The organism is Acidiphilium multivorum AIU301 (assembly GCF_000202835.1).
GTDB classification, from domain to species: Bacteria; Pseudomonadota; Alphaproteobacteria; order Acetobacterales; family Acetobacteraceae; genus Acidiphilium; species Acidiphilium multivorum.
Map to the genome: position 1 here is coordinate 651046 of NC_015186.1, position 18168 is coordinate 669213.

Below are 18168 nucleotides of genomic sequence, written 5' to 3' on the forward strand. Positions count from 1 at the left end.
CAAACACTACAGGGAGCGAAAGCGCTTGCGCAAGCGCTTTCGTTCATCTAATTTTTGGTCTCCGGGCAAAGCTATGAGCCAAATTTGTCCGAAAAGTAGAATTGTTCAAAAACAGGAGGGAACGGGAATGAAGCTGGCAAAGCGGCTTTCGATAGTGGGCATGGCAATCGCCGGAACGATCGGCCTGGCCGGCCCGCACGCCGAGGCGGCGCAGACCTGCGCGAAGCCGAAATACGTGATCGGCATGTCGTTGATGACGCTGACCAATCCGTATTTCGAGACCATGGCGAAAACCGCCGCCAAGGATGCGGCCGCGGATTGCGCGAAGCTGATCTATTATGGCGGCAACATGAGCGAGGCGCAGCAGCTCAACCAGGTCGAGGCGTTCATCCAGCGGCATGTCAACGCGATCATGTTCGCTCCCGCCGATGCGGCGGCGGCCTCCTCCGCCGTGCTGGCAGCCAATCACGCGCATATCCCGGTCTTCACGATCGATACCAATGTCGACATGAAAACCCTGAAGCGCGCGGGCGGGCATATCGTCGAATTCGTCCAGTCGAACAATGTCCAGCTTGGCGAGAATGCCGCGAAGGAAGTCATCGCCTATGACAAGTCGGCTCTGCACGGGGCGCCGGTGAAGCTGGGATGGATTGATTATCCGTTTGCAACCTCGGTCCAGGATCGGGACAAGGGTTTCAAGAAAATCATCGATGGTGACAAGAACATCCACGTCGTATCGAGGTTGAATGGCAAGGGGACCACGCCGGGCGGCTTGTCCGCCACGGCGGCGATGCTTTCGGCGCATCCTGACGTCAATGTGATTTTCGATATCAATGCGCCGAGTGGTCTTGGGGCGATGGATGCGATCCGCGCCGCCAACAAGGTTGGCAAGGTTGCGGTGATCGGTCTCTCAGGCAGCCAGCAGGCCGTGCAGGCGATCTGCCAGAACTCTGTCTACAAGGCTGGCGCGCTGCAGTCCCCCGCGGTCGAGTCGAAGATCGAGGTCGCGAATATCATCAAGTATCTCGATGGCGACAAGAATATTCCCAAACTGGTTCTTACCAAGACCTATACCGTCAGTAAGGCTAACTGCCACGAGATGATGAAAATCGCCTATCCGTGACGACGGTGTCCACCGGCCAGGCTGGCAGCCTGGCCCTTTCGGGAATCGTCAAGCGATACGATTCCGCTCCCGTGGTGCGCGGAGTGAGTTTCTCGCTCCGCGCTGGGGAAGTGACGGCGCTGCTTGGGCATAATGGCGCGGGCAAGTCGACGGCGCTGAAGATCCTGGGCGGGGCGGAGCAGCCATCCGGCGGCCATATCCTGCTCGATGGCGAGGCCGTGACGCTGACGACGCCGCGCATCGCCGAAGCGCACGGCATTGCCGTGGTCTGGCAGGAACTGCGCATCATCGAGAAACTGACGGTGACGCAGAATTTCTTCCTCAACCGGGAGAAGCGGCGCGGGCCATTCACCGACCGCACCGCGATGAACGAACATGTCAGGAGGGCCCTGGCGACTTACGGCCTCGCCGCTGATCCGGACATGGCTGCGGGAGCGCTGTCGCCGGCTGACCGGCAGATGCTGGAGATCATCATCGCGCTCGACAAGGGCGGCCGGTTCCTGCTGCTCGACGAGCCGACGTCGGCACTGAACGCGAGTGAGATCACCCGGCTGCTCGATACGGTCCGCCGGCTGGCGGCGGGCGGCACCTCGATCGCCATTGTCACGCACAAGCTCGGCGAGGCGCTGGCGGTTGCCGATCATGTGGTGGTGATGAAGGATGGCGATGTCGTGCTGGATGCGGAGCGCGCCGATCTTTCGGAGGCAGATCTTGCCTATTACATCACCGGCCATCGGCGCGATGCCACGGCGCTCGCCGAGGTCTCGCCGCGGACCGCGTTCGGCGGCACCACATTGCTCGATATAAGGACCCTCTCGAGCGGCAATTGCCGCTCGGCGAGTCTGGAGATCAATGCTGGAAGAGTGGTCGGGCTGTACGGCGTGGCCGGAGCCGGGCAGGTTGAACTGCTGGAGGTGCTGTTCGGCGTTCGGCCGATGCAGGGTGGCGAGATCCGCCTGGCCGGTGAGCCGTATGTGCCGACAACGCCGCGCGCCGCGCTGGCAAAAGGCTTCGGGTTCCTGACGGACGACCGCAAGGCCAACGGCTTCATTCCCGACATGACCATCGGCAAGAACATCGTGCTCGCCAGCATCGACCGGTTCTCGCGCGGGATCTGGTTCGACGATGCGGCAGTGGCGGAGCAGGCGCGCACCATGGCGGCCCGCCTGGCCATACGCTCGCCGCTTGGAACCAGCGTGCGGCGCCTGTCCGGCGGCAACCAGCAGAAGGTCATCTTCGCGAAATGGGTGACGGCGCGGAGCCGCATCCTGCTGCTCGCCGAGCCGACAAAAGGTGTCGATATCGGTGCCAAAGCCGAGATCCATGCCCTGATCCGCGAGTTGGCCGCGGCGGGCGATACGCTGCTCGTGTGCTCCTCGGAGATCGAGGAGATTCTCGAAGTTTCAGACGTGATCTATGTATTTCGGCACGGCATCTGCGAGGGCACAGGGATTCCGCGCGCCGAGGCCGAGGCACGTTCGATTCTCGCACAATCCCTCTGACATATCCGCAACCGGGGCGATCTTCATGGCAAAACAGGACACCAGCACGACAGCCAGCCCGCAACGGAAGGGCCTTCGCCTGCCGCCGGAGACGGGAATTTTCGTCATTCTCGCGCTGATCATGGCCGGGATGGAGGTGCTGACCGGAAACTTCCTGACCATCGGCAATATCTCGACCCTGCTGGTCAACACGATCACCATCGGGTTGCTGGCGGTCAGCGAGACCTTCGTGCTGCTGATCGGCGGCATCGACCTTTCGGTGGGCGCGATCCAGGCGCTGTCAGGTGTAACGGCCGCCGTAGTCATCAACCATACGCCGCTCGGCTGGCCTGGAGCGATCCTCGGCGGCATCCTGGCCGGGGCGCTGATCGGCTTCATCAATGGTTCGATCACACATTACATCAATGTTCCCGCCTTCATCACGACGTTCGCGACCCTGGGCGTCGCCGCATCGATCCCGCTGATCGTGACGCAAGCGAATCCGATTCCGATTTTCAGCAACACGTTCAACGCCCTTGGACAGGGATACGTGCTGAAGATCATTCCGATCGGCGTTCTCGTGATGCTGGTGGTCGCCGCGGCCGCGCATGTGGTGCTCAGCCGCACCGCGTTCGGCGTCAAGGTCTACGCCGTCGGCGGCAATCGCCATTCCGCCTGGCTGGCTGGCGTGAACATCGCGCGGATCGAGATCCTCTGCTTTACGCTTTCGGGGACGATTGCAGGGCTTGCCGGGGTGATCCTCGCCGCGCGCCTTGCGTCCGGTTATCCGACAGCCGGTTCCGGCGCGTCGTTGTTCGATGGAATCGCATCGGCGGTCGTGGGCGGGGTGAGTTTGTTCGGCGGATCCGGCAGTGTTGCCGGTGCCCTGCTCGGAGCGATCGTGATCGGCACGCTGACGGAAGGCATGGATGTGCTCGATCTCAATACCTATTGGCAACCGCTCGTGATCGGCATCGTCATCCTGCTCGCGGTGATGCTGGATACGTGGAAGACCGGATTGCTGCGCACCCTCATGCGCCGACTGCGCCGCGCCTGATCGCACCGCACCGCCGGGGTAAAAATCGGAATTACACCAGGCGTTTTTCGTTTCATCGGCCCCCGTTTTGCGTCTTTGTTTGAGCAGTGAACAGTGCTAGGATTCTCCTGCAATCATTGAAAGGCGTCGCCATGTCGAAAGCGTTCATAACGGATGTGATTCAGAATTCGACCGGGATTACCGGCGTCGCCGCGAACCGGGCGGCTACGGACGTTATCGAGGCGATCGTCAAGGAACTGAAGAAGAAGGGCAAATTCACGCTGCCGAGCTTTGGCACGTTCACGGTGCGCAAGACGAAGGCGCGCAAGGGCGTCAATCCGCGCAGCGGCGAGCCCATCAAGGTCAAGGCCGGAAAGACCGTGCGTTTCAAGTCGTCGCCGACGCTCAAGACACGCGTCTGACCCGCGGCGGCAGTCTGGCGCATCGGCGGGATCTGCCGCCGGTTTCCGGCCGGGCTGCCGGTCGTGTCTTCAGGGCTGGTTTCGCCTCGGGGCGCAGATGCGGCGTTTAGAGGACCGAGCGCACGATCTCCTCGATCCCGTGGTCCGGGTGCCAGCCAAGCAGGTTTTCGGCGCGGGAAGCATCGCCGACCGCGCGCGGAATATCGCTTGGCCGAAGGCGGGTCGGATCGATCTCGACCGAGACATGGATACCGAGAGAGACGATCATCGCCTCGACCATGTCGCGCATCCGGCGCGGAATGCCGGAGGCAATGTTGAAGATCGTGCCGTTCGGTAGGTCGTCGGAGCGTCCCAGCGCCAGCGCATACGCACGGACCACGTCGTTCACGTGAAGAAAGTCGCGCTCGGCATCGAGGTTGCCGACATGCAGCACCGGTGCTGCATCGCCGCGGGCAATCCGGCGGAGTTGGGCAGCAAAGGAGCCAAGAGCGAAGGCTTCGCTCTGCCCCGGGCCCACATGGTTGAAAGGACGGAAGCGCAGCACGCGCAGTCCGGATTCCGCAGCCATGGCGCCGAGGGTCAGATCCGCTGCGGCCTTGCTTGCCGCATAGGTGTTGAGCGGCGCCAGCGGGGCCGATTCGTCCAGCGGTTGGCCTGAGCGGAAGCTGGCTCCGTAGCAATCGGCACTTCCGGCATGGATCAGTTGGCAGCCAGGCGCATGGGCAAGCAGGGCACGGGCAAGATTCAGCGTGCCGTCGAGGTTCACCGCGAAGGCACGGCGTGGGTGTTCCCGTGCCTCGGGAATGGCGGCGATGCCCGCGAGATGGACGCAGGCATCCGGCCGGACGTCGCGCACCGAGGTCTCGGTGGCGGCGGGGTCGGTGATATCGGCGCGGAAGCTGACCAGTTCGGCCCACGGAAATCGGCGGCCAAGTTCTGGCATCAGGTGCCGCCCTACGAAGCCGCCGGCGCCGGTGACAAGTATCCGTCTCAATTGTCCCATGGGCCGGACGTCTCCATCGTATAGTCGTAGTCGGCGCACGCTAGTGGAAGTTGGAGACGGTGGCCAGTCCGCCGCCGGCGCGGAACGTTCGCATGGCGGCGGCAATCTGCGAGGTCAGCCCGGCGTGGTGCGGCGCAGGCGTTCGAGATCGGCGTCGACCATTTCGATGATCATCTGCTCGAGCGTGGTTTCCGGCCGCCAGCCGAGTTTCTGCTCCGCCTTCGCGGGATTGCCCAGCAGCACGTCGACCTCGGCGGGGCGGTAGAAGGCGGGATCGATGACGAGGTGGCGCTCCATGTCGAGGCCGGCATGGTCGAAGGCGATACGACACATGTCCCGCACCGTGGTAGTGCGGCCGGTGGCCACGACGTAGTCATCCGGCTTGTCCTGCTGGAGCATCAGCCACATCGCCTTCACGTAATCCCGTGCGTGGCCCCAGTCGCGCTTCGCGTCGACATTGCCAAGACGCAGTTCGCCGGCGAGGCCGAGCTTGATCCGGGCGACGCCGTCGGTCACCTTGCGGGTGACGAACTCGACGCCGCGAAGCGGGCTTTCGTGGTTGAACAGGATGCCCGAAGAGGCATGCATGCCGAAGCTCTCGCGGTAGTTCACCGTGATCCAGTGGCCGTAGAGTTTAGCAACGGCGTAGGGCGAGCGGGGATAAAAGGGGGTCGCCTCGCTCTGCATCGGCTCCTGGATCAGGCCATACATTTCCGAGGAGGATGCCTGGTAGAAGCGGGCCTCCGGCTGTTCGGCGCGGATTGCCTCGAGGATGTTGGTGACGCCGACGGCGGTGATGTTGGCGGTCAGAATCGGCTGCCGCCAGGACGAGGCGACGAACGACTGGGCGGCAAGATTATAGACCTCGTCGGGCCGGACGTCCTTGACGATGCGCACGAGGCTGGAAAGATCAGCGAGATCGCCGTCAAGCAGGGTGACCTTGTCGGCGATGCCGAGCCAGCGCAGGCGATGGTCTTCGACGCCGCGATGCGAAGAGCGCCGTATCACGCCGAATACCTCGTATCCCTTGCCCAGGAGCAACTGGGAGAGATAGGCGCCGTCCTGGCCGGTGATCCCGGTGACGAGTGCTGTTTTCATGCTTCGATCCCTTAGCCAATAAACTTGGCGGGATCTATATGCGCCAAAATGTCAAATTAATGGCCGGAGGCGCGACCACTACATCGATTGCGAGCCCGCCAGCAGATCCGCGATCCGGATCGGGAAGCGCCGTACCCGCGTGCCGGTGGCGTGCCAGATCGCGTTGCCGATGGCGCCGACGGTGCCGGTGATCCCGATTTCGCCGACGCCCTTGATGCCGAGCGGATTCACATGCGGATCGTCTTCGTGGACGGTGATCACGTCGAGGCCCGCCACGTCGGCGTTGACCGGGATGTGGTAGCCCGCGAAGTCCGCATTCACGATCCGGCCGGTGCGGCGGTCGTGGCGAGCCTCTTCATGCAGCGCGAAGGACAGGCCCCAGATCATTCCGCCCATCAACTGGCTCGTCGCGAGGCGTGGGTTGATGATGCGGCCCGCGGCGAAGGCGCCCACGAGGCGGGTGACGCGGATCTGGAAGAGCGCGGGATCGATCTTCACCTCGGCGAAGACCGCGCCGTGCGAATACATCGCATGGCGTTCCGCCGCCTCGGGCGGGCGGGCGGCGCTGCCGGTGCCCTGGACTGCCGCGCCGCCGGCGCGGGCAATGATCTCGACATAGCTTTCGCTGCGGCTGTCATCGTCGCGGGCGAAGAGTCTGCCGTCGCGCGCGACGACGCCGGCATTGGCGCCGAAAAGCGGCGAGGCGGGATCGGCCACGGCGATCTCTCCGAGCCGGCGGACGGCATCGCAGCCGGCGGCATGAAGCGCGCCGCCCGCGGTGGCCGTGTGCCCCGAGCCGCCGGCGATGCCGCCATCGGGAAGGTCGGAAGAGCCCGCGCGGAACTCGATCTTTTCGAGTGGCAGGCCGAGGCCGTCGGCGGCGATCTGCGCGAGCGCGGTCCAGGCGCCCTGGCCCATGTCGGCCGCCGCCGTCTCGACAAGGCCGGTACCATCGGGGCGCAGCGTGGCGCGTGCCTCCGCCGCGAACATCGGGGCGTGGAACAGCGCGGTGCCCATGCCCCAGCCGACGAGCAGGCCGCGATCGTCGGTCATCTGGCGCGGCGCGCGGGGACGGTTGGCCCAACCGAAACGCTCTGCGCCTCGCCGGTAGCATTCGCGCAGAGCCTTCGAGGAATAGGGCCGGCCAGTGCCCGGCTCGGCGTCGGCATAGTTGCGCAGCCTGAATTCCAGCGGGTCGAGTCCCGCCGCTTCGGCCATCTCGTCCAGCGCGCATTCGAGCGCCGCCGAACCGGATGCGATGCCGGGGGCGCGCATCGGCCCCGGTGTGCCGATATCGGCGCGCACGGCGTATTGCGTCGAGCGCAGGGCCTCCGTGGCATAGAGCCCCAGGGACGCGTCCGCCGCACCTTCGATGAAATCGTCGAAGGTGGAGGTGACGGCGAGCGATTCGTGGTCGAGCGCGGTCATGCGGCCGTCATCGTCGGTGCCGATGCGCAGGCGCTGGCGCGTGGCGCCGCGATGGCCGACCGGGCCGAACATCTGCTCACGCCGCAGCATCAGCTTGACGGGCCGGCGAAGCGCGCGCGCCGCCAGGATGGCGAGTAACGCCGGCCCGTTGATCACCGCTTTCGAGCCGAAGCCGCCGCCCAGATAGGGGCTGCGAATCGTCACGTTTTCCGCAGGGATGCCGAAATAGTAGCCATAGGCCCCGCGCGACATCACGATGGCCTGGCTCGGCACGTCCAGCGCCAGTTGGTCGCCGTCCCAGGTGGCGACGATGGCGTGGGTCTCCATGGCGTTATGGTATTGCGCCGGAGTTTCATAGGTCAGGTCGACCGCGTGGCGGGCTGCCGCGTGGCCTGCGGCGACATCGCCGAAAACGGTTTCCGCCGGCCTGCCGAAATTGCCTGACTCCGGCTTGTACGGGGCATCGCCGTCAAGCCCGAGGCGCGGCGGCAGGGCTTCGTAGTGCGGCACCACGAGACGGGCGGCTTCGGTGGCGGCCTCGACCGTCTCCGCCACGACCAGCGCGATCGGCTGGTTGGCATAGCGGATCTCGGCGCTTTGCAGCACCTCGGTGCGGAAGGCGAACAGGAAGGGTTTCGCGTCCGGATCGCCGGCCAGCGCCGGGCGGTTTTCCGGCGTGAACACCTCGACCACGCCGGGATGGGCCTTGGCCGCCCCAGTATCGAGGCGGATGACGCGCCCGCGCGCGATGGTGGCTGGCACATAGACGGCGTGGAGCAGGCCTTCCGGGTGATTGTCGGCAGCGAAAGTGGCGGCGCCGGTAACCTTGGCGATGCCGTCGCGGCGGGTGACGGACTGGCCGGCGTTCGAGCCGAAGCGGATGGAAGTCTCAGACATGAGCGAGGTCTCCGAAGGGCGAGGCGGGCAGCGCCGGCATCCGGGCGGGCGTGCCCGCGGCGGCGAGCGCCAGAGCCCGGGCCGCGGTGCGACGGGCGAGTTCAATCTTGTGGGCATTCGCCCCCGACGGGGTGGCGCCGGAAAGCGCCACGGCGGCGGCGCGGGCGAAGAGTTCGGGCGCCGGGGCGGCGCCGGCCAGCATCGCCTCCGCTTCCCGGCTGCGCCAGGGTTTCGCGGCGACAGCACCGAGCGCGAGCCTGGCCTCGGCGATCCGGCCGCGATCAAGACGCAGCGCCGCGGCGGCCGAGACCAGCGCGAAGGCGAACGAGGTGCGCTCGCGCAGCTTGAGATAGCGCGCATGGGCGCGGAAGGCGGACGCGGCGGCGGGCAGGCGCAGGGCGACGATGAGTTCACCCGGCGCAAGCGCGGTCGCGCGTTCGGGGGAATCGCCCGGCAGCCGATGAAGCTCGGCGAAGGGGATCTCGCGCGCTCCCGCCGGGCCGGCGGTTTCGACCACGGCATCGAGCGCGGCAAGGGGAACGCAGAAATCCGACGCGCTGGTGGCGATGCAGGCTTCACTCCAGCCCATGACCGCGAGGGCGGCGTTGTCGCCGTCCCGCGCATCGCATCCGCTGCCGGGCGCACGGCGGTTGCAGGCGGTCAGCGGGTCCTGGAAATAGGCGCAGCGCGGGTGCTGCAGCAGGTTGCCGCCCACGGTCGCGGCGTTGCGCAACTGGCCCGAAGCTCCCGAGAGCAGCGCCTCGGCGACCATCGGGAACTGCGCGGCGAAGGTAATGTCATGGGCGAGATCGGCATTCCGCACCAGCGCGCCGACCCGGACACTGCCGTCCTCCAGCGTCTCGATCGCGTCGAGGCCGGGCAGGCGGGCGAGGTCGATCAGCTTGGCCGGCCGCAGCGCGCCGGTCTTCATCAGATCGACCAGGTTGGTCCCGCCGGCGAGATACGCCGCGCCCGGTTCCCAGGCGCCGATGGCTTCATCGAGCGTGGCGGGGCGGAGATAGGCGAAAGGGGTCATGCGGCGTCTCCTGCGCTGGTATCCGCCATGCGTCTCGCGGCGTCCTGCACGGCCTCGGTGATGCCGTGATAAGCGCCGCAGCGGCATAGATTGCCGCTCATTCCCTCGCGGATGCGCTCCGGGTCGTCGCCGGCATGACCCTCGGTGATCAGGCCGAGCGCGCTCATGATCTGCCCTGGCGTGCAATAGCCGCACTGGAACCCGTCATGCTCGATGAACGCCGCCTGCACCGGATGAAGGCGGCCGCCTTCCGTGAGACCCTCGATGGTCGTGATCTCGGCGCCATCGAGCGTGACGGCCAGCACGAGGCAGGAATTGATCCGACGCCCATCGACCAGCACGGTGCAGGCGCCGCACTGGCCGCGGTCACATCCCTTCTTGGTGCCGGGGAGCGCCATCCGCTCGCGCAGGAGGTCGAGCAGCGTGATGCGCGGGTCATCGAGCGTCAGGTCGCGGCAGATGCCGTTGAGCGTGAGGTGTATCGGGTGGAGCATGGAGTCTCCGATCATTCGGGATGTTTATGGATCGACGGGCGCGCTGGCGCGGTGCAAAGGTGCCCGAAAGGTGCGTTGAGCGGCGAAGCCGGATCCGTCGGCCGCTTTCGACAATATACGGAGCATGCCTCCGTTTAGCAATGGGAGAGTTCGGCACGATGCAGATCGCCGGTCGCAAGCCAAGATCGGATGCGCAGCGCAACCGCGAGCGACTCGTCGCGGCGGCAAAGGAGATACTGGGGCAGGGCGGTCCGGAGGCGAGCCTTGAAGCGGTCGCGCGGCGTGCGGGCCTCGGCATCGGCACGCTCTACCGCCATTTCGCGACGCGCGAGTCGCTGTTCCTGGCGGTCTACGCAAGCGAGGTTGCACAGGCGACGGAGACGGCCACCGAACTGGAATCAGCCGGCGACGGGCTGGAGGCGCTGCGGGCGTGGATTCACGGAATGGTCGGGCTGGTCGAGACCAAGCGAGGCCTGATCGGCGCGTTGTCGGTGGCGATGACGGAGGAGGCGAGGGCACGGTATTCCGAGGTGTCCGCGCCGCTGATCGTCGCGATGGAGCGCCTCGTGGCGCGGGCCCAGGCGGACGGCTCGGTGCGGGCGGATGTCACCACGCAGGAGATCATGTCGACGGTGTTCGCCCTGTGTTACGCGCGCCAGCCCGATCCGGGCTGGAAAGTCCAGGTGCTCCGTATCATCGATATCTTCGTCGACGGGCTGCGGCCGCCGATGGCGCGCGGCGGCTGATCGCCAGCGAGCCTGCCGGCCGGATGCGCGAGATGATCGCGTCTTGTCCGGCGTGCATGAGAGTCCCCAGATATCGTGCGGATCTCGGCGTGATGCCCTGAGCCGGTTGAGGACAACGAGAAAGACGAAACCATGATACCCAGAGAACCGGTCTTCCTTTTCGACCTTGATGGGACGTTGGTCGACAGCGTTTACCAGCATGTCCTGGCCTGGAAGGATGCGCTCGATGCCGAGGATATCGACCTTGCCGTCTGGCGCATCCATCGGAAGATTGGCATGAGCGGCGGACTCTTCACGAACCAGCTCCTCCGCGAGACCGGGCTGGAGATCAGCCCGGAACGCATCGAGCGCCTCCGTCGGGGCCATGCCGAATCATATCGGCGTTACGGGAAACGGATTCGTCCTCTCCCGGGTGCGAGGGCACTTCTCGATCATCTCACCGGGTCCGGCGTGCCCTGGGCGATCGCGACCAGCGGGCGAATGGAGACGGCCGCGGTCAATCTCGAGGCGCTGCAGGTGGACCCCGAGCAGGCGGCGGTGATCACGCGTGATCAGGTGAACCACGCAAAACCGAACCCGGATCTCTTTCTCGCCGCGGCGGAGCGGCTCGGCGCGGCGATCGAAACGGCGGTCGTGGTGGGCGACAGCATTTGGGACATGCTCGCGGCGGCGCGCTGCAAGGCTCTGGGTGTCGGGTTGCTGAGCGGGGGGTATGGCGCCCATGAGCTGCGGGAGGCTGGCGCGATCAGGGTCTACGAGGACCCCGCCGATCTGCTGCGCCATATCGACGAGATCGGTGGTCGCCGGTGACATCCGTGCCTGACCGGCCTCGACCCGCCGGATTGTGCCCGTCCCATGATCCTCACTGAAGGCGGCGTTCCGGAGAACGAACCCGGTTCGACGGTGAGGCTGCACGATGGGCGGGCGCTCGGGTATCTCGATGTCGGCGCGGCGGAAGGTCCACCGGTCTTTCATTTCCACGGGCACGGTTCTTCGCGGCTGGAGGCCCTCGTGCTGGCCGACGCGGCGCGGTCGGCCGGCCTTCGTATCCTCGCATTCGACCGTCCCGGTATCGGACGCTCCGCCCCCCGACCGGGCGACAGGCTTCTCGATTGGCCGGCGGATATTCTGGAGGCGGCCGATCTTCTCGGAATCGGCCGGTTCGCGGTGCAGGGCATGTCGGCCGGAGGGCCTTATGCGCTCGCCTGCGCGAGGGCTTGCCCCGCCCGCATCACGGTGTGCTCGCTGGTCAGCGCCCTGCCGCCGCCGGCGATCGCGCGTCGCTCAGGGCCGCTGAAGCGACGGCTCGCCTGGTGGATCGCGTCTCTGTTCCCGCGCTATCTGCGGAGCCGGCTCAGGCAGTTTCGACCGGACGGCATTCCGACGAGGGAGATGATCAATGCCCGGCTCATGCGCATAGCGCACTGGCTGGGCGGCGAGGATCTGGCCCTGATGCGAAACCCGGCCATGCTTGACCTGATGGCGCGGACGATGACCGAGACAGCCTTGCAGGGCGGCGCCGCGAACCGCACCGAGATCGAACGGCTGGCCCGGCCCTGGGGATTCAGGATCGGAGACGTGCCCGTGCCGGTCCTGCTGTGGCATGGCGGCCAGGATCGGATCCTGCCGGTTGAAGCGGCACGCCTCATGGCTCGGCGGCTCAGGCAATGCGCCGCCACCTATTATGACGGGGAGGGGCATTTCTCGGTTCTGGTGAACCGGTCGCACGATCTGATGTGCGCGTTGAGGGCGCACGCGAGATAGGCTCGCCGGCACCTTGGCGAGCGTTGCGATCGGGCGGAAAGGACGTCGTCAGACGAGGGGCGCGCGGCTCACCGGTCCGCGACCCGGATCCCGTCCTGGCGCATCACGCGCCGGGAGGTTCCGATGGCGGCCGCGATCTGCGCCTTCGAGGCATGCGCCGCGCCGGCGCCGAGCTTCACCTTGCCATCCGGCTCCGGGATGGTGATCGGCTCGACCAGAACCCGCGCCACGCCTTCCCGGATCATGCCGAGGCGGATCGCGACCTCCGGACTGACATCGAGCATGCGGCTTTCGACATTCGGCCCCCGGTCGGCGACCGTGACGGTCGTGCTCGTGCCGTTGGACAGGTTGACGACCTTGGCAACCGTGCCGAGCGGCAGCGTCTTGCTGGCGGCCATCGGCGCGTGCGGATTGAAGCGCTGGCCATCGGCGGTGCGCCGGCCGGCAAAACGGCGGGCGTAATAGGAGGCCTTGCCGGTCTCGTTGCGTCCCGAGAGATCGAGTGGCGGGCGGAGAACGGCCGGCACCGCGACGGGAGGCATCGTACTCAGCCGTTTTGCGACGGTCAGCGCGGGAAGCGCCTGCGGAGGCGGTTCGGCAGGCGGCGGCATGGCGAGACTGGCCTGCGGCGCCTTGGCAGCGCATGCGGCAAGCCCTGCCGTGCAGAGAATGATCGCGCCCATCCTGAGCCATGCTCCGGACCGGCGCCCGACCGCGACATTCTGCTCTCCCGACTCAAGGGCGCATCTTGGTGATGTGTCCATGGGCAGAGGTTATGAGGAAGATGCATGGCCGAAATGTGGCAGGGTTTGGGCGGGCGGAAACGTCGGCGTCCGGGCGGCGCGTGTTCAGCGCGAGGGCGGCGTATGTCCGACCGCGCCTTGGACCAGGAGATGCCGAAGCCGGAACCCATGGCTGGCGGAGAGACGTTCACCCACGCGCAGCCGGTGGCATTGGCAGACCGCCGCCTCGTAGCACAGAAGACAGGATGGCTTCGCCGAGGCCAGTTCCGCGGCCTCCGCCAGCGCGAACGCAGCTTCCGGCGTAGCCAGACGGTCGTCGACAATGCGCCAGAACTCGTCCCACCGCCGCCGACGATTGGCCTCGCGCCCCGCTGCCGGCGTGCCCAGCGCCCGCAGGTGATGGTAGCCGATTCCAGCCGCATCGAGACCGGCGGCGAGTTGTCGCTTCGAAAAACCCGCGCGCCGCGAGAGAGGCAGGTCCCTGACATCGATCACCTGGCGAACGCCGGCTTCGCGCAGGCACCGCACGAAATCATCAAAGCCGCATTTTTCGTAGCCGATCGTGGCCAGTTCATCGGTGTCCATGGGCGGAGTATAGACACCGGCGCGGCGAAGTCGAACGCCGAGCCCGGTCACCCGCGATCACGGAAACTGCCCAAGCCCGCCAGCCGCCGGCGGCGGTTGCAAAACCGGAGTTGCCACCGGATATGTGCGGCGACGGGCTATCTTTCAGGACTGCCGGACTTGAGCGAAAGGCCGATTTCACAAGTGCGATCGGGGCGGGGCGGCGCCTGCTGCCCTCGGCGGAGGATGATCTGACATGGGACGCATCATCTGGCTCGCCTCCTATCCGAAATCCGGCAACACCTGGCTGCGGGCTTTCCTGCAGAACTATATCCTCGATGAGGGCCGGCCGCAGGACATCAATCGGCTGACCCTGCTTTCGACCGGCGAGAGCGGAGCATCGCTCTACCGGCCTTTCATGGCCGAACCGGATGCGACGCTGTCGGCCGAGGCGGCCGCCCGCCTGCGTCCCGCCGTTCACCGCGCGATCGCCGGCGCCGACCCGCAGCGGGTCTTCGTCAAGACGCACAATGCCAATGTCGACCATGCGGGCACGCCGCTCGTGACGGCCGGGGTCACCGATCGCGCGATCTATCTGGTGCGGGATCCGCGCGATGTCGCGGTTTCCTATGCGCATCACCTCGGCGTCGGCCATGACGCATTGATTGATCTGATGACGGACGATCGCGCGGTGTCGGGAGACAACGTCCACAAGGTGACCGAATTCGTCGGCTCCTGGAACCGGCATGTGGAGTCATGGACCGCGCACCCCGCCTGGCCGACGATGGTGTTGCGCTACGAAGATCTGCTCGCCGATCCGGCCGATGGTTTTGGCGACGTGATCCGCTTTCTTGGCGCGGAGCCCGATCCCCCCCGCCTTGCCCGCGCGATCCGACACAGTGCGTTCGACGTCCTCGCCGCACAGGAACGTGAACGGGGTTTTGTCGAACGGCCGGGGGCGGCGGCGCTCTTCTTCCGCAATGGGCGCGCCGGACAGTGGCGCGACGTGCTGTCGGATCGGCAGAGCCGCGCGGTGGAGCACGCCCAGGCGCCCCAGATGCGCCGCTTCGCCTATCTCTGAACAAGGTCGGGGCAGCGCTCCTCGCCAACCCGCGCAGGAGAGCTCCGGCATCACTTTGGGCTTTCTGCGTCGATGAAATCGGATCATGGTGCGCAATCAGGCAACTTGTTCCATTCGCCCAACCGGAGACCCATGCGGGAGATTCTTGTGCTCGCGGATGCGATCCTTGCGGTGCATGTGATCGTCATCCTGTTCAATGTAACGGGGTTGGTCGTGATCCCTGTCGGTGCGCGCCTCGGCTGGCGGGTCATTCGCGTTGCGTGGCTCCGGCTGCTTCATCTTGCTCTTCTCGCGGTGGTTGCCGGCCAGGCGGTGGCAGGCCGTGCCTGCATCCTGACCATCTGGCAGCAGGATCTGGCGGGCGGCGCCGGGACCGTGCACCCGCTGATCATGCAATGGGTCGATCGGCTGATCTATTGGAACCTGCCAATGTGGTTCTTTCAGATCCTCTACTGCGCCGTTTTTCTCTACGTTGTGGCGCTGACCGTCTATGTGCCGTTCTGGGGAACGGCGACGCGAAACCGGTAGATCACCTTGCGAGCCGACCGGTGTGGGGGCCATCGGGGCTGACCTGCCGGTCGTTTGCAGAGGGTTGGTCTACCGCATCCTCGAACGAAACGAGATGGTTTCGCCATCAACGGCAAACCGGCCGAAGCCGCGATGATGGAGTGTTCGCGCGTTCCGGCGTGCCGGGTCGATCCACCCCTTGATGACCTCGAGCACGAACATGTCGTAGCGTCTGACCAGACGCATATCGATGCCGCGGCATTCGAGGTTGACGAAGCATTCGGCGATCAGCGGCGCGGTCACGAGCCGGGCCGGCCTTGCCGTCAGACCGAATCGCGCAAACTTGTCGACGTCACGGCCGGAACAGTTGCCGATGCCGACCACCGTCGAAGCCAGTTCCGCCGCTGGAATGGCGATGACACATTCTCCCGTCCTGCGCAGGGCGGCAAAGCTGTAATCGCCCTCGCCGACAATGCAAGCGATCAGCGGCGGTTCGAACTCCACCATCATATGCCAGGACATCGTCATCACATTGAGGTGCCCCCGCTCTGCTGTGGTGAGCAGAACGACGGGCCCGGGCTCGATGAATTGGTAGACCCTGGCGAGCGGAAGATCCCTCATCGCCATACCTTTCCACGGCTTCAGCGCGGCGTGGTCATGCCGTATGCCCGCAAATGAGCCTCGAACATCTCGGGCGGCAATGATTTGCGTCAACCAGGTGCGACATCTTCATGCCAGCGTACCGGACGCGCGGTGCCGGGGCTGCGGGCGAAGCGCACCGGCGATCATTCCGGAGGCCTCCTGGCCAGCCGTGATCGTTCGTCGCAGCTTCAGAAATCCTCCCAATCGCCGGCATCGGCGCCTTCGAGGTGCCGCTTAGGGGCGGCAATGGGGGCCGGCTTTGCCGCGGGCCGCGGCGGCGTTACCGGCAGTCTGCCCGGTGAGGCGGGGGCCGGCGATGTGCCCAGATCGAACCGCCCGATCAGCTGGGTAAGCTGCTCGGCTTCCTGAACGAGGCTGTGGCTGGCAGCCGTTGATTCCTCGACCATGGCCGCGTTCTGCTGCGTTGCCTGATCCATCTGGCTGACGGCGGTATTCACCTGCACCAGCCCGGTCGACTGCTCCTGCGCCGAGGCGGCGATCTTCGCAACGGAGTCGTTGAGTTCGGCGATCTGGCGGACGATCCGTTCGAGAGCCTTGCCCGTCTCGTCGACAAGGTCCACGCCCGCGACAACCTGCTGGTTGGAGGCGGAAATCAGTGTCTTGATCTCTTTCGCGGCATCGGCCGAGCGCTGCGCCAGCGCCCGAACTTCGGAGGCGACCACGGCGAAACCGCGCCCCGCTTCGCCGGCCCGCGCCGCCTCGACACCCGCGTTCAGCGCCAGCAGGTTGGTCTGGAAGGCGATCTCGTCGATCACGCCGATGATGTTGCCGATCTGTTTCGATGAGGTCTCGATTTCCCCCATCGCCCGCACCGCCTGCGACACAACGGAGCCGCCATGCTCGGCGTCCTGCTTCGCGGTATCGACGATATTTCGGGCATGCACCGCTGCGTCCGCGGTATTGCGTACCGTCGTCGTGATTTCGTCGAGTGCTGCGGCAGTTTCCTCGAGGGTCGCGGCTTGCTGCTCGGTGCGGCGAGCCAGATCGTCCGCAGCGCTGGAGATCTCGCCGCTGCCGGAGCGAATGGCCGAGGCATTTGTGGCAACCACGCGCATCGCGTCCTGCAACCTTTGCATCGCGCCATTGAAGTCTGTCCGGAGCTGTTCGTATTCCGCTGCGAAGGCGGCGGTCAGTCGGAACGTCAACCGGCCGGCCGAGAGTTCCTCCAGGCCATGGGCGAGAGAATCGACCACCGTGGCGAGCTGCTGCGCGGCGGCGGCGCGTTCCGCCTCCGTACGAGCACGCTCGGTTTCGCGCTGCCGTGCGGCTGCCGTGGCATCGTTTTCCAGCCGCGCCTTCTCGATGCCCGCGGATTTGAAGATCTCGACCGCGCTCGCCATGCCGCCGATCTCGTCGGTCCGGTCGGTGAAAGGCACATCAACGCTGGAATCGCCCGTCGACAGCGCCTTCATCACCGAGGTCATGCGCTTGAGGATGTTCGCGATGTTTTTCTGCATGTAAATCATGAGCAGAAGAAAGGCGAACAGAACCGGAATGAAGATCGCGGCGAAACGCAGCACCCCGTTCCAGAAATTCGTTCTGAGATCACTGATGTAGAGACCGGACCCGATCATCCAGTGCCAGCCCGGCACCTCCGCCATGTAGGAAATCTTGGGCTGGGGAGTCGAGGATCCCGCTTTCGGCCAATAATATTCATGAAAGATCGGATGACCGCTCGCCGCTGCCTGCATCAGTGGGCGGATCACGTAGTGACCGTATGGATCCTTGACGTTTTCAAGATTTTTCCCGATCACCGACTTTTTCGGATTTGCCAGCGCAACGCCGTGCCGGTCGTAGACGAAGAAGTAGTTGCCGTGATCGAAGCGCGCCGCGCCCAGAGCCTTGAGAGCGAGGGACTGGGCCTTCTGTTTCGTGATCACTCCCTGAGCCGCGAGATGGACATAGGTTTCAGTCGAGGTGACGGCGCTCGCGACCAGTGCTCTGGCCTGGGCTTCCTTGGAGTGTAACTCCATCTGGTATGAGTCGAACAGGTTCAACGCGACCGCCGCGACAGTGATTGCGACGCCAAAAGCACCGAGCATGGCGAACTGATAGCGGATCGAGAGCTTCTTGAGCACGAAC

General features: G+C 65.7%; 18 protein-coding genes. 9 read left to right on the forward strand and 9 right to left on the reverse strand.

The genetic code is table 11. The features are described 5' to 3' along the window. Positions 1-25 precede the first annotated feature (25 nt). From ACMV_RS02845 to ACMV_RS02860, 4 genes are all read left to right on the forward strand, one after another. On the forward strand, positions 26-1123 hold the full coding sequence (locus ACMV_RS02845; RefSeq protein WP_231844470.1) for a substrate-binding domain-containing protein: 1098 nt from the start codon (positions 26-28) through the stop codon (positions 1121-1123). Continuing rightward, positions 1120-2625: a sugar ABC transporter ATP-binding protein gene (locus ACMV_RS02850; RefSeq protein ID WP_013639492.1), complete on the forward strand. Its 1506-nt coding sequence runs from the start codon at positions 1120-1122 to the stop codon at positions 2623-2625. Before ACMV_RS02845 ends, ACMV_RS02850 begins: the two co-directional genes overlap by 4 nt. Positions 2626-2650: 25 nt before the next feature. After that, positions 2651-3661 (forward strand): ABC transporter permease, encoded by a 1011-nt coding sequence (locus ACMV_RS02855; protein ID WP_007422123.1) that lies wholly within the window; start codon positions 2651-2653, stop codon positions 3659-3661. Positions 3662-3792: 131 nt separating this feature from the next. After that, entirely contained in the window at positions 3793-4062 is a 270-nt protein-coding gene (locus ACMV_RS02860) for an HU family DNA-binding protein (RefSeq protein ID WP_007422124.1), read from the forward strand. Positions 4063-4168: 106 nt separating this feature from the next. Here ACMV_RS02860 and ACMV_RS02865 read toward each other — a convergent pair whose 3' ends face one another. The 5 genes from ACMV_RS02865 to ACMV_RS02885 form a co-directional block, all read right to left on the reverse strand. After that, a complete protein-coding gene (locus ACMV_RS02865; RefSeq protein WP_007422125.1) occupies positions 4169-5065 on the reverse strand; it encodes a GDP-mannose 4,6-dehydratase in 897 nt (298 codons plus the stop codon). 114 nt (positions 5066-5179) lie between these two features. Continuing rightward, the gene (gene gmd / locus ACMV_RS02870; protein WP_011941569.1) at positions 5180-6163 is read right to left on the reverse strand and encodes a GDP-mannose 4,6-dehydratase; all 984 of its coding nucleotides are present in this window, start codon (positions 6161-6163) and stop codon (positions 5180-5182) included. A 78-nt stretch (positions 6164-6241) separates the two neighbouring features. After that, entirely contained in the window at positions 6242-8488 is a 2247-nt protein-coding gene (locus tag ACMV_RS02875; protein WP_013639493.1) for a xanthine dehydrogenase family protein molybdopterin-binding subunit, read from the reverse strand. Continuing rightward, positions 8481-9524, reverse strand: a complete 1044-nt coding sequence (locus ACMV_RS02880; protein WP_013639494.1) for an FAD binding domain-containing protein — start codon at positions 9522-9524, stop codon at positions 8481-8483. The genes ACMV_RS02875 and ACMV_RS02880 overlap by 8 nt, the downstream gene beginning before the upstream one ends. After that, positions 9521-10018: a (2Fe-2S)-binding protein gene (locus ACMV_RS02885; protein WP_007422129.1), complete on the reverse strand. Its 498-nt coding sequence runs from the start codon at positions 10016-10018 to the stop codon at positions 9521-9523. The genes ACMV_RS02880 and ACMV_RS02885 overlap by 4 nt, the downstream gene beginning before the upstream one ends. A 158-nt stretch (positions 10019-10176) precedes the next feature. Here ACMV_RS02885 and ACMV_RS02890 point away from each other — a divergent pair, with 158 nt between their 5' ends. The 3 genes from ACMV_RS02890 (at position 10177) to ACMV_RS02900 (ending at position 12528) form a co-directional block, all read left to right on the forward strand. Next, positions 10177-10764 (forward strand): TetR/AcrR family transcriptional regulator, encoded by a 588-nt coding sequence (locus ACMV_RS02890; RefSeq protein ID WP_231844471.1) that lies wholly within the window; start codon positions 10177-10179, stop codon positions 10762-10764. Between the two features lie 132 nt (positions 10765-10896). Then, positions 10897-11574: an HAD family hydrolase gene (locus tag ACMV_RS02895; RefSeq protein WP_007422131.1), complete on the forward strand. Its 678-nt coding sequence runs from the start codon at positions 10897-10899 to the stop codon at positions 11572-11574. A gap of 45 nt (positions 11575-11619) precedes the next feature. Then, positions 11620-12528 carry an alpha/beta fold hydrolase gene (locus ACMV_RS02900; RefSeq protein ID WP_013639497.1) on the forward strand — a complete coding sequence of 303 codons (909 nt, stop codon included), beginning with the start codon at positions 11620-11622 and terminating at the stop codon, positions 12526-12528. Positions 12529-12596: 68 nt separating this feature from the next. Here the strand turns inward: ACMV_RS02900 and ACMV_RS02905 are convergent, their stop codons facing one another. Together ACMV_RS02905 and ACMV_RS02910 are read right to left on the reverse strand one after the other, a co-directional pair. Further along, positions 12597-13211 carry a septal ring lytic transglycosylase RlpA family protein gene (locus ACMV_RS02905; protein WP_013639498.1) on the reverse strand — a complete coding sequence of 205 codons (615 nt, stop codon included), beginning with the start codon at positions 13209-13211 and terminating at the stop codon, positions 12597-12599. A gap of 165 nt (positions 13212-13376) precedes the next feature. Further along, on the reverse strand, positions 13377-13856 hold the full coding sequence (locus ACMV_RS02910) for a DUF488 domain-containing protein (RefSeq protein WP_007422134.1): 480 nt from the start codon (positions 13854-13856) through the stop codon (positions 13377-13379). Positions 13857-14091: 235 nt separating this feature from the next. Between ACMV_RS02910 and ACMV_RS02915 the strand changes: the two genes are divergently transcribed. After that, positions 14092-14916: a sulfotransferase domain-containing protein gene (locus ACMV_RS02915; RefSeq protein WP_007422135.1), complete on the forward strand. Its 825-nt coding sequence runs from the start codon at positions 14092-14094 to the stop codon at positions 14914-14916. 72 nt (positions 14917-14988) lie between these two features. Further along, on the forward strand, positions 14989-15444 hold the full coding sequence (locus ACMV_RS02920) for a DUF2784 domain-containing protein (protein WP_231844472.1): 456 nt from the start codon (positions 14989-14991) through the stop codon (positions 15442-15444). A gap of 69 nt (positions 15445-15513) precedes the next feature. On the opposite strand, the gene ACMV_RS02925 is transcribed toward ACMV_RS02920, so the two are convergent. Together ACMV_RS02925 and ACMV_RS02930 are read right to left on the reverse strand one after the other, a co-directional pair. Next, complete coding sequence (locus ACMV_RS02925; RefSeq protein ID WP_011941579.1) at positions 15514-16044, reverse strand: flavin reductase family protein; 531 nt, start codon at positions 16042-16044, stop codon at positions 15514-15516. Between the two features lie 209 nt (positions 16045-16253). After that, positions 16254-18164: a methyl-accepting chemotaxis protein gene (locus ACMV_RS02930; protein ID WP_041665223.1), complete on the reverse strand. Its 1911-nt coding sequence runs from the start codon at positions 18162-18164 to the stop codon at positions 16254-16256. Positions 18165-18168 lie beyond the last annotated feature (4 nt).